Source organism: Stenotrophomonas acidaminiphila (genome assembly GCF_014109845.1).
GTDB lineage: Bacteria > Pseudomonadota > Gammaproteobacteria > Xanthomonadales > Xanthomonadaceae > Stenotrophomonas > Stenotrophomonas acidaminiphila.
Genome location: NZ_CP043567.1, coordinates 1,912,425 through 1,926,835, shown reverse-complemented (window position 1 = coordinate 1,926,835; position 14,411 = coordinate 1,912,425). Strand labels below are relative to the sequence as shown.

Here is a 14,411-nt window from a genome sequence, read left to right as displayed (position 1 = left end):
GGGCGCGACCGCCCTATGCTGGCCGGCCCCCGTCCCGGCCGTAACCATGAACGCACGCCGCTATCTGCAACTGGATGTCTTCGCCGCGCGCCCGGGTGCCGGCAACCCGCTGGGCGTCGTGCTCGATGCCGACGGCCTGGACGATGCCGCCATGCAGGCCATCGCCGCCTGGCTGAACCTGTCCGAGACGGTGTTCTTCCTGCCACCGGAAGCCGGCGCCGACTACCGTATCCGCATCTTCACGCCGAAGATGGAACTGCCCTTCGCCGGCCACCCCAGCGTCGGCGCGGCCTGGGCGGCGGTGGAGTACGGCCTGGCCACCCCCGACGACCAGGGCGGTCTGCTCCAGCAGTGTGCCGCCGGCCTGCTGCCGGTGCGCGTGCAGGGCGGCGGCCGTTTCCGCCTGCTGCACGTGCGCAGCCCGCGCGCGCAGCAGCGCGACCTGGCCGCGCCGCCATTGCCGCCCGGGCTGGCCGCGCTGGCGCATCCGGGCGCGGCACCGGCACTGTGGAACAACGGCCCGGACTGGTGGCTGCTGGAGGCCGGCGACGAAGCCGCGCTGCGCCGCTACCGGCCGGAACTGGCGGCCATCGCCGCCCTGCCCGGCAACGGCAAGCTCGCCGTGTTCGCCGCCGCGGCGCGGCCGGATGTCGGCTACCAGTACGTGGTGCGCGCCTTCGCCCCCGGCGTCGGCGTCGACGAGGACCCGGTGACCGGCAGCGCCAACGCGCTGGTCGCCGCGCACCTGCTGGCGCAGGGCCGGCTCGGGCCGGGGCAGCAGTACCGCGCCAGCCAGGGCCGCGAGCGCGGCCGCAACGGCGAGGTGCACGTGCAGCTGGACGCCGAGGGCCATGTCTGGATCGGCGGCGAAGTGCAGCCGGTCATCGACGGCCGCCTCGACTGGTAACCCCCTTCACCACGGAAACACCGCATGACCACCCGCCGCTTCCTGCAACTGGACGTCTTCGCCCCGCGCCCCGGCACCGGCAATCCGCTGGCCGTGGTGCTCGACGCCGACGGCCTGGACGACGCCGCCATGCAGGCCATCGCCCGCTGGACCCGCCTGCCCGAGACCACCTTCGTGTTCCCGCCCACCACGCCGGGCAGCAGCTACCGCATCCGCATGTTCGCGCCGCAGAAGGAAGTGCCGTTCGCCGGCCACCCCAGCGTCGGCAGCGCCCACGCGGTACTGGAGTGCGGCCTGGCCACGCCGGTCGACGGCCTGCTGGTGCAGGACGGCATCGCCGGCCAGCTGCCGCTGCGGGTGGACACGATCGACGGCGTCCGCCGCATCGCCATCCGCACCCCGCGCGCGTCGGTGATGGACGTCGTGGATGCCACCGATGCGCGGCTGCGCCCGGCCATCGCCGGCTGGGCGCTGGGCACGCTGCCGCCGGTGCTGATGGACGGCGGCCGCCGCTGGTGGCTGGTGGAGCTGGCCGACGAGGCCACCCTGCGTGCCCTGGCCCCGGACTGGGACGCCATCGCCACCCTGGCCGAAGCCACGGGCGCGATGGGCGTGTTCGCCTACGCCCGCAGCCATGGCCAGCCGCACGACCTGGCGGTGCGTGCCTTCGTCGGCAACGGCCGTCGCTTCGAGGACGCCGCCTCCGGCGCCGCCAATGCGGTGCTCGCCGCGTGGCTGGACGAACGCGGCGCGCTGCCCGGCCACGGCGGCCGCTACAGCGCCAGCCAGGGCCGCGAGGTCGGCCACGACGCGCTGCTGGAACTGCGTGTCGACGAACACGGCGACGTGTGGTCCGGTGGACAGGTGCAGACGGTGATCCGCGGAACCATCGACTGGTAGCCCGGTCGAACCGGCACACCCCGGGCGGATCGTCCCCATGCGTCGATGGATGCTGCTGTTGTCCCTGCTCGTCGCCGGCATGCAGGTACCTGCGGGTGCCACGCAGCCGGCAGCCCCGCAACGCGTGCTGTTCGTCGGCAACAGCCTGACCTATGTCGCCAACCTGCCGGCCACGTTCGCCGCGCTGGCCAATGCCAACGACCAGCGCGTGCACAGCGCGATGATCGTCCAGGGCGGCGCCACGCTCGCACAGCGGGTGGCCGACGGCAGCGTGCGGCAGGCACTGGCCAGCTACCGGCCGGCGGTGCTGGTGCTGCAGGAACGCGGCGGCGAGCTGCTCTGCGGCGCCGGCGAGGCTGCCTGCCGGGCGTCCCGGCAGGCCGTGCAGGCACTGGCCGCGGCGGGCCGCCAATCCGGCGCGCGGGTACTGCTGCTGGGCAGCTACCAGGCCCATCCCCGCGCGTCGGCGGCGATTGTCGAAGCCGAACGCGCCGCCGCCCTGCAGGCCGGCATCGGCTACGTGGAGATTTCCGAAAGCCTGCGCCGGCTTTCCACCGAGGCCGGCGCGCTCGCCTGGTACGACGCGGACGGCATGCATCCCGGGCCGGCACTGACCCTGCTCGACGCCATGCAACTGTACCGGGCGCAGTTCGGCGTGCCGCCCGCGCGTGGCTTCGAGGTCGCCGCCCCGGTCTACGCCGTCCGCAGCGGGCTGCATGCCGAACTGCGCGATGCCGATGCACCCGCCCCGCTGCCGGCGGCGACGGCGCAGGGCACCCGTTACACGGACGCACTCGTCATGCAGCTCAATGCGCTGCTCGATGGCGAGCGCAGATGATCCAGGGCCAGCAGCCACGGCGCCAGGCCGGCCGCCATGACGGGAACGCGGTCACGGCGGGCACCGTCCGCGCCGGCGCCCTCAGCGCGAAGCGCGCAGCGCCTGCTGTTCGACCAGCGTGAGCGCGACGTTGTCGCGCAGGTAGGCGGGCTGCACACGCTCCGGGGCGATGCCCTCGCCGCGGGCGAAGGCCGGCACGGCGATCTTCAGCACGTCCGATGCGCGCGGCAGCGCCTGCGCATCTACCGACGCCAGGCGGGCCTGCAGGCGCGTGGCCAGCAGCCCCTCGGCGGCGGCGAAACCGGTGCCGACACCGGCCCAGCGGCTGCCATCGTCGGGCAGCTGCAGCGCATCCGGGGCAATCACCACTTCCGCGCCCTGTTCATCCCACAGGCCATCGTCGCGGCGCACGCAGCGCGCGGCGTAGACCTCGCCCATGCGCGCATCGATGCTGGCCAGCACGTGGCTGGCGTCGCCGGGCGCCTGCATCGCCAGCACCTGCAACGTGGACACCGGCAGCAGTGGCCGGTCCAGCGCCAGGGCGATGCCCTGGGCGATGGCGATGGCCAGGCGCACGCCGGTGAACGCGCCCGGGCCGCGGCCCAGGGCGATGGCGTCCAGCTGCGCACGGGCGATGCCGGCTTCGGCCAGCAGCTGTTCCGCCCACGGCAGGGTCAGTTCCGCATGCCGGCGCGGCGCGATCTCGAAGCGTTCCAGCACCTGCCCGTCCACATGCAGGGCGACGGAACAGGCTTCGGTGGCGGTTTCCAGGGCGAGCAGCTTCATGGGGTCACATCGGGATCGGGAGGGGACGGCATGGCGGTTTCCATGCCCGGCGCGTCGGCATCGGGCTGCCATTGTCGCGCAAAGAACGCCTGCACATCGGCCAGTTCGCGGGTGCGGCGGAACGGCGGCAGCGAATCCAGGAACACGCGCCCGTAGCCACGGCTGAGCAGGCGCGGGTCGCACAGCACCAGCACGCCGCGGTCGCTCTCGCTGCGGATCAAGCGGCCCACGCCCTGCTTGAGCGCGATCACCGCCTGCGGCAGCTGTTCGTCGCGGAACGGGTTGCCGCCGGCGCGGCGGATCGCGTCCAGCCGCGCCTCGTACACCGGGTCGTCCGGCGCGGCGAACGGCAGCTTGTCGATCACCACCACGCTCAGCGCGTCGCCGGCCACGTCCACGCCTTCGCGGAAACTGGCCGAGCCCAGCAGCACACCGTTGCCCGACTCGCGGAAGCGCTGCAGCAGGCTGGCGCGCGGCGCCTCGCCCTGCACGAACAGCGGCCACGGCCCGCCGCGCAGCGTATCGGCGGCCTCGCGCAGCGCGCGGTGCGAGGCGAACAGCAGGAACGCACGGCCCTGCGAGGCATCCAGCACCGGGCGCAGGGTGGCGATCAACGCGGCGCCGAAGCCGCGCGCGGCCGGGTCTGGCAGCTGCTGCGGCAGGTAGCACAGCGCCTGCACCGGCCAGTCGAACGGGCTGGGCTGGACCAGGGTGTGCGGATCGTCCAGCCCCAGGCGCGCGGCCAGGTGGTCGAAGTCGCCATCGACGGTCAGCGTGGCCGAGGTGAACACCCAGGCCGCGTGCGAGCGCTGGCGGTGTTCGCGCAGCGGCCCGGACACGTCCAGCGGCGTGCGCTGGCAGCGGAAACCGCGCGGCGTCAGCTCGTACCAGAGCACGTCGTTGCCGGCGGCGGCCACGTCGGCGTCATCGCTTTCGAAATCGGGCAGCGGCGCATCCTCGCCCAGCCAGCGCGCCAGCCGCGCCGCGCCTTCGAGCGCGCGTGCGTGGCACGCGTCCAGACCCGGCGACGCCTCGCGCAGCACGGCCAGCGCGTCGCGCAGCTGGGCCAGCGCCGCGGCCAGCACGTCGAAGCCTTCCGCCACGTCGGGCACCGCCAGCGCGCGCCACCGGGTACCGCGCGGCGGCAACGGTTCCATCGCCGCGCGCAGTTGCCGCAATGCCATTTCCAGCGTCGCCACCGGCTGCTGCAGCACCGGCTGCGCACCGGCCACGCCGCGGCACTCGGCCAGGCAGTCGCGTGCCAGTTCCTGCCACGGGCGCATGCCGAATCCCTCGCCGAAGAAGCCGGCCGCCAGTTCCGGCAACTGGTGCGCCTCGTCGATCACGAATGCCTGTGCGCCCGGCAGGATTTCGCCGAAGCCTTCCTGCTTGAGCGCCAGGTCGGCCAGCAGCAGGTGGTGGTTGACCACCACCAGGTCGGCTTCCTGCGCGCGTTGCCGCGCCTGCACCACGAAGCACTCGCTCCAGAACGGGCAGTCGCTGCCCAGGCAGTTGTCGACGGTGGAGGTGACCATCGGCAGCAGCGGCGAGTCGTCGGCCAGCCCGTCGAGCTCGGCGACATCGCCAAAGTGGGTGCGCCCGGCCCAGGCGACGATGCGCTGGAACTGCGCGGCCTGCTCGGGCGAGGCGAAGCGCGGTTCGCCGCGCGCCTGGTCCAGCCGGTAGCGGCACAGGTAGTTGGCGCGGCCCTTGAGCAGTGCGCTGCGGAGGCCGATCCCGAGCGCGGCGCGCACCCGCGGCAGGTCGCGGTGGTAGAGCTGGTCCTGCAGCGCGCGGGTACCGGTGCTGACGATGGTCTTCAGCCCGGACAGCAGCGCCGGCACCAGGTAGGCGAAGGTCTTGCCGGTACCGGTGCCGGCCTCGGCCAGCAGCACGTCGCGCTGCTGGAAGGCGTCGGCGATGGCCTCGGCCAGCCGCAGCTGCGCCGCACGCGGGGTGAAGGCGTCCAGTTGCCGGGCGAGCGCGCCGTCGGCGCTGAGGGCTTCACGGCTGGCGGTGGCTAGCGACATCGGCGTGCGCGCATCGGGGCCGGGGCGGCCCCGCCGTCAATAACGCTTGATTCCCGGCACCGTGCAGCCTTCGATCTGCGCATGCGCCGAGGTGGCGTTTTCCTTCTCGACCCGCGCCAGATGGGTCTGCTCGATGGTGGCCCAGTGGCGCCGGCACAGCGGCCCGGTCCGCGAGCCGAGCGCCACCGCCTTGCGCGCCAGCGTCTCGGCGCGGCCCCAGTCGCCCTGCAGCAGCGCGATCTCGGCGCGTTCCTGCAGGATCGCCGGGTCGTCCTCGACCAGCAGCAACGCCTGCTCCAGCGCGTCGGCGGCGCCGGCCAGGTCGCCGGCCTCGCGGCGTTCGCCGGCGATCTGGCGCAGGTCGTCCACCTGCGGGTCGCGCAGCGGCTGCACCGTCACTTCCTTGTCGTCGGCACCGGCAGCGGCCTGCACCGCGGCCATGCGCTGGGCGGGCGTGGTCGTATCGACCGGCGGTGGCGGCGGCGGCGGCGTGCTGGTGCAGGCGGCCAGGGCCAGGGAAACGGCCAGGACGGCCAGTGCGCGATGGATCGGGAGCGTGTGGTTCATGCCGCCATTATCGCGCAGGTGCGTCTGAAGGCGTGCTTGACGCCGCCGCCGGCTCCTTGCGGTCCAGCCCGAACCAGCTGCGCCAGCCGCCGCTTTCCTGGGTCTCCTCTTCCGGCACCGCCTGCGGCGTACAGGGCGCGTAGGCCGGGGCGAAGCCGGCCACGAACGGCAGCCGGCGTGCGCCCGGGCAGCCTTCGTCGGTGCTGTTGTTGCCCTCGGCGGCCACGTACTGCCAGTCCAGGCCCTTGCTGTTCACCCGCAGCGGCCGGCTCGGCAGGTTGCGGAAGATGCCCGACCACACCCGCATCGCGCCGGTGGCGCCGAACAGGCCGGCCTGCTCGTTCTGGTCGTTGCCCATCCACACCACCGCCAGGTGGTCGCCGGTGTAGCCGGCATACCAGCTGTCGCGGCCGTCGTTGGTGGTACCGGTCTTGCCGGCCGGCTGCAGCCGGCCCAGGCCGTCGGCATTGAGCCCCGACGCGGTACCGCTGGACACCACCTGCTGCAGCGCCACGCTGATCAGGTTGGCGGCGATGGAGTCGCCTTCCTGCGCCGGCGCCGGGGTCTTGTCGTAGCGCTTGAGCAGCGTGCCCTGGGCATCGACCACCCCGCGCACGGCATGCAGCGGCTGGATCTCGCCGCCCGACGCCAGGAACTGGTACAGCTGCGCCATGCCGTAGGGGCTCTGGTCGGTGGAGCCCAGGATCACCGCCGGGTTGGCCTCGGCCTTGAGCCCGGCCAGCACATGGATCAGCTGGGTGATGCGCTCGGGCCCGACCTGCATGCCGACCCGCACCGTGGCCTGGTTGTAGGAGCGGGCCAGCGCGTCGATCAGGCGCACCGTGCCGTGGCTGCGGTTGTCTGCGTTGCCCGGGGTCCAGTTGCGCCCGCGGCTGAGCTGTACGGTGACCGGGGTGTCCTCGACCCAGGTCGCCAGCGACCAGCGGTCCGGCTGTGCCAGCGCCAGCAGGTACACGAACGGCTTGAGCAGCGAACCGACCGGCCGCTGCGCGTCGATGGCGCGGTTGAAGCCCGGTTCGGCGACGTCGCGGCTGCCGACCACCGCCAGCACGTCGCCGTTGTGCACGTCGGTCAGCACCAGCCCGGCCTGCAGCTCGGGGCGGCGCTTGCTCTCCAGCGACTTGACGGTATGCGCCACCGCGCCTTCGGCATAGGCCTGGGCCGAGGGCGACATGCCGGTGAGGACGTTGAGGCCCGCCCCCTGCAGGGTGCTTTCCGGGTAGTCATGGCCGAGCTGGCGGCGGACCAGGTCGATGTAGGCCGGGAAGCGGTTGGCCGCCACCAGCCCCGGCACCTTCGGCACGCCCAGCGGTGCCTTCAGCGCGCGCTGGTATTCGGCCGTGTCGATCAACCCGCTTTCGTGCAGCTTGCCGAGCACGAAGTTGCGCCGGTCCAGCGCGCGCTCGGGGTTGCGCCGCGGGTCGTAATAGGACGGCCCCTTCACCAGCCCGATCAGCAGCGCCACCTGCTCGGTGGTCAGCGCATTGAGGTCGCGCCCGAACCAGAATTCGGCACCCGACGCCACGCCATGGATCGCCTGGCTGCCGCGCTGCCCCAGGTAGACCTGGTTGAGATAGGCCTCCAGGATCACCGGCTTGTCGTAGCGCGCCTCCATGATCAGCGCGTACAGCACCTCGTTGAACTTGCGGGTGAGGGTCTGTTCCTTGCCGATCCCGAGCAGGCCGCTGCGCGCCAGCTGCTGGGTCAGCGTACTGGCGCCCTGGCGCACCTTGCCGCCGGAGCGCACCGTCACCCAGACCGCGCGCACGATGCCGCTCAGGTCGATGCCGTGGTGGCTTTTGAAATCCCTGTCCTCCACCGCCTGCAGGCCGGTGACCAGCAGCTCCGGCGCATCGGCGATGCGCACCAGCCGCCGCTCCTCCTGCTTCTGCCCGTACAGGGTGGCGATGCGCGCCGGGTCCAGGCGCGCGGCCTTGAGCGCCTTGCGCCCGGTGGCGTCGCGCAGCGAGGCGACCTGGCCGCCGGAAACCACCACCTCGATCCGGCGCGGCGCCACGCGCCCGTCCACGTCGACGTAGCCGCGGCTGGAAATGGTGAAGCGGCCATCCTGCAGCCGGTAGGTCCCCGGGCTCTGGCCGATGCCGTCGTCGCGATAGGCCGACGCCGCCAGCTCGGTCTTGAGCGTACCGGCATTCATCGCCCCACCCGGCGCCAGCACCAGCGGCCGGGCATAGACGCGGGTCGGGATCTGCCAGCGCAGCTCGCCGAAGCGCTGGGTCACCTGCGAGTTCAGGTACAGCGTGTACGGGATCAGGAACCCCAGGCCGAGGGCGACGCCCGCCAGGCCCCAGGTGATCAGCCGGTTGCGCCAGGGCGTGCCCGGCGCGTCGGTATCTTCGTCCAGTTCGTCGGTATCGTAGCGTCGCGGCACGGGGATGCGAGAATGTAGGTTCAGGCGAGTCTAACGCAGCCTCGCGCCACCGCACCGCTGCCGGCCCCCACCTGCTTAAGCTGGAGTTGCAACCGAATGTCGATGTCCCCGGCCGATGCGCGCTACCACCTCGCCCGCATCGTCGGCCTGATCCGCCGCGGCCTGGCCAGCCTGCGTACCCGCGGCTGGCGCGCCACCCTGCAGCGCGTCGGCGTGCGCCTGTGGCGGCCGCCGCCGCCACGGCGCGAGCCGCTGTACGCACCTGCCGCTGCCGCCTTCGCGCCGTTCGCCGTGCCCGCCAGCGCGCAACCGGTCGCCAGCATCGTGATCCCGGTCTACAACCATGCGGCGCATACCCTGGCATGCCTGCGCGCCCTGGCCGCGCACCCACCCGCCGCGGCCTGCGAGATCCTGGTGATCGACGATGGCAGCAGCGACGATACCGCGGCCTGGATGGCGGCGATCGACGGCCTGCGCCATCACCGCCGCGCGCACAACGGCGGCTTCATCGCCGCCTGCAACGATGGCCTGCGGCTGGCCCGCGGGCAGTACGTGGTGCTGCTGAACAACGACACCGTGCCACAGCCGGGCTGGCTGGACGCCCTGCTCGACACCTTCGCCCAGGTCCCGGAGGCCGGGCTGGTCGGCGCGCAGCTGCTGTACCCGGACGGCCGCCTGCAGGAGTCGGGCGGTATCGTGTTCGACGACGGCAGCTGCTGGAGTTACGGCCGTTTCGAATCGGCCGAGGACCCGCGCTACGCCAGCCTGCGCGACGCCGACTACTGCTCCGGCGCGGCCCTGACCATTCCGCGCGCGCTGTTCGAGCAGCTCGGCGGGTTGGACGCGCGCTATGCGCCGGCCTACTACGAGGACACCGACCTGGCGTTCAAGGTGCGCGCCGCCGGTCGCCGCGTGCTGGTGCAGCCGGCCAGCCGCGTCGTGCACGACGAAGGCACCAGCAACGGCACCGACACCGGCAGCGGGATCAAGGCCTGGCAGGTCCGCAACCAGCAGGTGTTCGCCGACGCATGGCGCGCTGCGCTGGCGCGGCAGCTGCCGGCCGGCAGCGTGCCCGGCCCCGCGCTCGTGCACCGCGGCCAGCGCCAGGTGCTGATCATCGACGAGTCGGTGCCGCGCCCGGACCGCGATTCGGCCTCGCTGCGCCAGTTCAACCTGATCCGCATGCTGCTGGCCGGCGGCGCGCACGTGGTGTTCCTGCCCACCCGCGGCGAACACGGCGGCGCCGCCACCCAGGCCCTGCAGGTACTGGGCGTGGAGGTGTGGCACGCGCCGTGGCTGCAGGGCGTGGGCTCCTGGCTGCGCACGCATGGCCCGCGCTTCCAGGTGGCGATGCTGGTGCGCCACCACGTCGCCACCGAGTGCCTGCCGCTGCTGCGGCGCCACGCGCCGCAGGCGCGCACCGTGTTCGACACGGTGGACCTGCACTACCTGCGCGAACGCCGCGGTGCCGAGCTCAGCGGCGACCCGCGCCTGGCGCGCGGCGCCGAGCGCACCCGTGCCAGCGAGCTGGCGGTGATGGCCGCGACCGATGTCACCCTGCTGGTCAGCGCCGCCGAGAAACAGCAGTTGGCCGTCGACGCGCCTTCGGTGCGGGTGGAACTGCTGTCCAACCTGCATGAAGTCGCCGGCCGGGGGCTGGACTGGGCACAGCGGCAGGGGCTGGTGTTCGTCGGCGGCTTCAACCACCCGCCGAACCTGGATGCGATGCAGTGGTTCATCGGCGAGGTATTCCCGTTGATCCGGCAACGCCTGCCGGGGATCCGCTTCCACTGCATCGGCGCCGACGTGCCCGACAGCCTGCGGGCGCTGGCGGCCACGCAGCCGGGCGTGCAGGTGCATGGCTACGTGCCCGACGTGGTGCCGTGGATGGCGGGCGGCCGCGTCGCGGTGGCACCGCTGCGCTTCGGCGCCGGGGTGAAGGGCAAGATCAACCTGAGCATGGCCCATGGCCAGCCGGTGGTGGCCACGCACTGCGCCGCCGAGGGCATGCACCTGCACGACGGCGAGGATGTGCTGGTCGCCGACGACGCCAGGGCGTTCGCCGACGCGGTGGTACGGCTGCATGACGATGAAGCCCTGTGGCGGCGACTGTCGGGCAACGGCCTGGACAACATCGCCCGCCACTTCTCGATGGATGCCGCACGCGAGGTGGTGGCGCGGGTGTTCCTGTCCTAGCGCCTGGCGTTACCCAGGCGTTCGGCGAAAGCCGGCAGTTCCGGGGTCGCCGGATCCAGCGCGCGTGCCTGTTCCAGCGCGCGGCTGGCGAACGCCACATCGCCGGCGCCGAGCCGTTCGCTGCCGACCGCCAGCCAGCGCTGCGCCAGCCGCCGCCGCGCCGCCGGCAACAGCGGATCGCCCGGCGCCAGCGCCTGCCACGCATCCAGGCAGGTGCGCGCCGCCTGCAGGCGGTTGCCCTGCAGATGCCGGTCCAGGCAGTCGCGCGCGGCGGGCAGGATGCGGGCGCCAGCCTGCTTCACCCGCGCATCGCCGGGCGCCAGCGCCTGTGCGGCCTTGAAACGGTCATAGGCGCTGGCACCGGGCGGCAACAGCCATTGCCCCTGTGACGCCGCGCTCTCCATCTGCGCCAGCAGCACCCGTACCTGGCGCTCGCGCTCGGCAGCCGGCAGCCGCGTTTCCAGTGCCCGGCGTGCGCCCTGCGCACGTTGCAGCGCCTGTTCGGCGGCGGCCACCTCGGGGCTGCCCGGCGCCAGCGCGCGGGCCTGCTCCAGCGCCTGCCGCGCCTGTTCGAAATGAAAGTCGCCGGCCAGGCGTGCGGCTTCACCGGCCCAGGCCCGCGCCACCTGCCGCAGCCCCTGGCGTGCCACCGGGTCGTCGCCCGCCGCGAGCACCTGCGCATAGCCGTCCGCGGCCTGGCGCAGGCGCCCGCGCGCCAGGTCACGCGCGGCCTGTGCCCGGCGCCGGTCCAGCGCGGCATTCAGCGCGGCGCGGGCCGCGGGCAATTCTGCGTGCCCGGGGTCGTAGCCTTGCACCCGGTGCAACAGGGCGGCCGCCACCTGGGTCTGGTCGCGCTGCGCCGCGGCCACCGCCGCGGCCAGCAGGTCGGACAGGGCATCGTCGCGCCCCTGCAGTGCCTGCAGGTGGTCCGGCCGCACCGCCAGCACCCGCTGGTACAACGGCAGCGCGCTGTCGGCGCCCGCGTCCAGCCGCCCCTGCGCCTGCGCCGCCTCGGCGCGCCGCAGCAGGTCCTCGACGCGCTCCGGCTCCCGCGCCTGGCGGTGCAGGCCCGAGGCGATGGCGTCGAGCTCCGCCTGGGGCACCTGCAGCTGCCGCGCCAGTTCCAGCGCCGCGCGCGTGGCCGGCACGTCGCCGGCGGCCAGCTGCCGCCGCGCCTGCTCCAGCGCCGCGCGGCCGGTGTCGGCCAATGCGTCGCGCGCGTCGCCGCGATCCGGATCCAGTGCCGCCGCCGCCTCGAACAGCTCGCGCGCGCCACTGCCATCGGCCGCGGACAGGTGGCCCTGGCGCAGCGCGCGATGGCCATCGTCGAGCAGGCGCTGGATCTTGGTTTCCGGCCACAGCAGGTTCGCCAGCGGCTGCCGGAACGCGGTCAGCAACAGCGCCAGCAGCACCAGTCCGATGACGATCGAACGCCAGGCGCGCGGGCTGTCCCAGCCACGCGCCACCCACCAGCGCGCGTACAGGTGCACGCGGCCGACGGGCAACGACAGCCATCTGGGCAGGCGGGAATGGGCCTTGTGCATGCGGCCAGCCTAGCAGCCCGCCATGATCTCGCCGGCGACGCCGGCCTCACCCCATGCGCCGCGCTTCGTCCACCCCGGGCAAGGCGTCGAGCTTGCCCAGCAGCGTGGACAACTGGCCGTAGTCGCTCACCTTCAGCCGCAACCGCAGCTGCATGCGGCCGCTGTCGCGCAGCGGGTCGCTGTTGATGTTGAGCACGTAGGCGTCCTCCTGCGCGATCAGGTTGGTGATGTCCTTCAGCAACCAGCGCCGGTCCATGGCGCGGACCATCACGTCCACCTCGTAGCCCGCGCCGGCGCGGCCCCACTCCACCGGCAGCACGCGCTCGGGGTGCGCGGCCGACAGCCGCGCCAGCGCCGGGCAATCGGCGCGGTGCACGGTGACGCCGCGGGTACGGGTGAGGTAGCCGGTGATCGGCTCGCCGGCCACCGGCTGGCAGCAGCGCGCCAGCTGCACCAGCAGGTTGCCCACGCCCTGCACGGTGAAATCGGAACGGCCGATGCCCTCGCGGCGCGCGGTCGGCCGCGGCAGCGGCGGCGCGGCCGCGGCCGGCTGGTGCTTCTCCTTCTCCGCTTCCAGCAACGCGCGGCTGACCTGGCTGGGCCCGGTGTCGCCAAGCGCGACCTGGATGTACAGGTCATCGACGCTGTCGGCATGGAAGCGCCTGGCCGCCAGCATCAGGTCGGCCTGCTGCAGGCCCAGCCGCTTGAGCTCGCGGTCCAGCAGTTCGCGCCCGGCCTGCACGTTGCGCGCGCGGTCGAGCTTGTGGAACCAGGTACGGACCTTCTCGCGCGAACGGCTGCTGGCGAGGAAGCCGTTGGCCGGCAGCAGCCAGTCACGGCGCGGGTCGGCGTCGCGGGCGGTCATGATCTCGACCCGGTCGCCGCTGCGCAGGCGGTAGGTCAGCGGCACGATGCGGCCGTTGACCTTGGCGCCGCGGCAACGGTGCCCGACCATGGTATGGACGTGGTAAGCGAAATCCAGCGGCGTGGCGCCGGCCGGCAGGTCCATCACCTCGCCCTTGGGACTGAGCGCGTAGACCCGGTCCTCGATCAGCTCGGCATCCAGCGCACCGGCCAGGTCCTCGGGATTGGCCGCGTCCTGCGCCTGCTCCAGCAACTGCCGCATCCAGGTGATCTTGCGGTCGAAGGCCTTCTCCGCGCCCTTGCCGCCCTCCTTGTACTTCCAGTGCGCGGCCACGCCCAGTTCGGCCTGCGCGTGCATCTCGTGGGTGCGGATCTGCACCTCCACGGTGCGCCCTTCCGGGCCGATCACCGCGGTATGCAGCGAGCGGTAGTCGTTGGCCTTGGGCCGGGCGATGTAGTCGTCGAATTCGCTGGGGATCGGCGTCCACAGCGCGTGCACCACGCCCAGCGCGGCATAGCAGGCGGCCACGTCGTCCACCATCACCCGCACCGCGCGCAGGTCGTAGAGCTGCTCGAAGGCCAGCTTCTTCTTCTGCATCTTCCGCCAGATGCTGTAGATGTGCTTGGGCCGGCCGCTGACCTCGGCGCGGATGCCGTGCTCGCCCAGTGCCGCCGACAGGCGCCGCTTGACCGCTTCGACGTAGCGCTCGCGCGCCAGCCGGGTTTCGTCCACTTCGCGTGCGATGTGGCGGTAGGTATCCGGTTCCAGGAAGCGGAACGCCAGGTCCTCCAGCTCCCACTTCAACTGCCAGATGCCCAGCCGGTTGGCCAGCGGCGCGTGGATGTCGCGGGTCAGCTGCGCCAGCGCGCGGCGCTGTTCCTCGGGGCTGCGGTCGGCCGCGCGCATGCAGGCCAGTTGCCGCGCCAGCAGCACCGGCACCACGCGCAGGTCGTGGACGATGGACAGCAGCAGCCGGCGCAGGCCTTCGCTGTTGCGCCCGGCCTCGCGCCCGGCGTGCAGCGCCCACACCTGGTCGGCGGCGTCCTGCCCGTCGAGCAACCCGCGCACCGCGGCCGCGGCGTTGCCCAGCGGCAGTTCCACCAGGCGTGCGCGCAGGCCGGGCAGATCGAACAGCAGCGCGGCGGCGATCACCGCCTCGTCGGCGGACAGCAGGGCCAGCGCATCGAGCGTGTCGGCCAGTACCGGCCACGGCAGCCGCGGCTGGGTGTCGGTCCCGGGTTGCCGCCAGGCAGCCAGCAGCGCCTCCCGCAGCGGATCGGAAAGGGCGCCACAGGACGGGCGTTGCAGCAGGGCATCCAGGCCGGAGAGGGAAGAACGGTTCACAGCGGTTGATGGCGGGCGGAT

10 protein-coding genes are annotated in these 14,411 nt (G+C 73.1%); 4 read left to right on the top strand and 6 right to left on the bottom strand.

Annotation, left to right across the window (positions count from 1 at the left end; translation table 11 throughout):
- Positions 1-46 precede the first annotated feature (46 nt).
- From F0P95_RS08785 to F0P95_RS08775, 3 genes are read left to right on the top strand one after another with little or no spacing between them, the layout of a single operon-like run.
- Positions 47-907, top strand: a complete 861-nt coding sequence (locus F0P95_RS08785) for a PhzF family phenazine biosynthesis protein (protein ID WP_182333715.1) — start codon at positions 47-49, stop codon at positions 905-907.
- Between the two features lie 24 nt (positions 908-931).
- Complete coding sequence (locus F0P95_RS08780; protein ID WP_182333713.1) at positions 932-1,807, top strand: PhzF family phenazine biosynthesis protein; 876 nt, start codon at positions 932-934, stop codon at positions 1,805-1,807.
- Between the two features lie 37 nt (positions 1,808-1,844).
- Entirely contained in the window at positions 1,845-2,645 is an 801-nt protein-coding gene (locus F0P95_RS08775; RefSeq protein ID WP_182333711.1) for an SGNH/GDSL hydrolase family protein, read from the top strand.
- An 81-nt stretch (positions 2,646-2,726) separates the two neighbouring features.
- Here F0P95_RS08775 and tsaB read toward each other — a convergent pair whose 3' ends face one another.
- The 4 genes from tsaB to mrcB are packed head-to-tail and all read right to left on the bottom strand — an operon-like array spanning position 2,727 to position 8,441.
- Positions 2,727-3,431 (bottom strand): tRNA (adenosine(37)-N6)-threonylcarbamoyltransferase complex dimerization subunit type 1 TsaB, encoded by a 705-nt coding sequence (tsaB, locus tag F0P95_RS08770; protein WP_182333709.1) that lies wholly within the window; start codon positions 3,429-3,431, stop codon positions 2,727-2,729.
- Entirely contained in the window at positions 3,428-5,461 is a 2,034-nt protein-coding gene (yoaA, locus tag F0P95_RS08765; protein WP_182333707.1) for a DNA repair helicase YoaA, read from the bottom strand. Before yoaA ends, tsaB begins: the two co-directional genes overlap by 4 nt.
- Before the next feature lie 36 nt (positions 5,462-5,497).
- A complete protein-coding gene (locus F0P95_RS08760) occupies positions 5,498-6,028 on the bottom strand; it encodes a hypothetical protein (RefSeq protein ID WP_182333705.1) in 531 nt (176 codons plus the stop codon).
- Positions 6,029-6,035: 7 nt separating this feature from the next.
- Positions 6,036-8,441 (bottom strand): penicillin-binding protein 1B, encoded by a 2,406-nt coding sequence (mrcB, locus tag F0P95_RS08755; RefSeq protein WP_182333704.1) that lies wholly within the window; start codon positions 8,439-8,441, stop codon positions 6,036-6,038.
- Between the two features lie 96 nt (positions 8,442-8,537).
- On the opposite strand from mrcB, the gene F0P95_RS08750 reads away from it, so the two are divergent.
- A complete protein-coding gene (locus F0P95_RS08750) occupies positions 8,538-10,637 on the top strand; it encodes a glycosyltransferase (RefSeq protein WP_182333702.1) in 2,100 nt (699 codons plus the stop codon).
- On the opposite strand, the gene F0P95_RS08745 is transcribed toward F0P95_RS08750, so the two are convergent.
- Both F0P95_RS08745 and F0P95_RS08740 read right to left on the bottom strand, forming a co-directional pair.
- The gene (locus tag F0P95_RS08745; protein ID WP_182336886.1) at positions 10,634-12,064 is read right to left on the bottom strand and encodes a hypothetical protein; all 1,431 of its coding nucleotides are present in this window, start codon (positions 12,062-12,064) and stop codon (positions 10,634-10,636) included. The two genes, F0P95_RS08750 and F0P95_RS08745, sit on opposite strands and share 4 nt — an antisense overlap.
- Before the next feature lie 163 nt (positions 12,065-12,227).
- Entirely contained in the window at positions 12,228-14,390 is a 2,163-nt protein-coding gene (locus tag F0P95_RS08740) for a RelA/SpoT family protein (RefSeq protein WP_182333700.1), read from the bottom strand.
- Between the last annotated feature and the right edge of the window lie 21 nt (positions 14,391-14,411).

Excerpts from the sequence above, each read along its gene's own strand:
- F0P95_RS08785 (WP_182333715.1), top strand. The coding sequence starts at position 47 with ATGAACGCACGCCGCTATCTGCAACTGGATGTCTTCGCCGCGCGCCCG.
- F0P95_RS08780 (WP_182333713.1), top strand. The coding sequence starts at position 932 with ATGACCACCCGCCGCTTCCTGCAACTGGACGTCTTCGCCCCGCGCCCC.
- F0P95_RS08775 (WP_182333711.1), top strand. The coding sequence starts at position 1,845 with ATGCGTCGATGGATGCTGCTGTTGTCCCTGCTCGTCGCCGGCATGCAG.
- tsaB (WP_182333709.1), bottom strand. The coding sequence starts at position 3,431 with ATGAAGCTGCTCGCCCTGGAAACCGCCACCGAAGCCTGTTCCGTCGCC.
- yoaA (WP_182333707.1), bottom strand. The coding sequence starts at position 5,461 with ATGTCGCTAGCCACCGCCAGCCGTGAAGCCCTCAGCGCCGACGGCGCG.
- F0P95_RS08760 (WP_182333705.1), bottom strand. The coding sequence starts at position 6,028 with ATGAACCACACGCTCCCGATCCATCGCGCACTGGCCGTCCTGGCCGTT.
- F0P95_RS08750 (WP_182333702.1), top strand. The coding sequence starts at position 8,538 with ATGTCGATGTCCCCGGCCGATGCGCGCTACCACCTCGCCCGCATCGTC.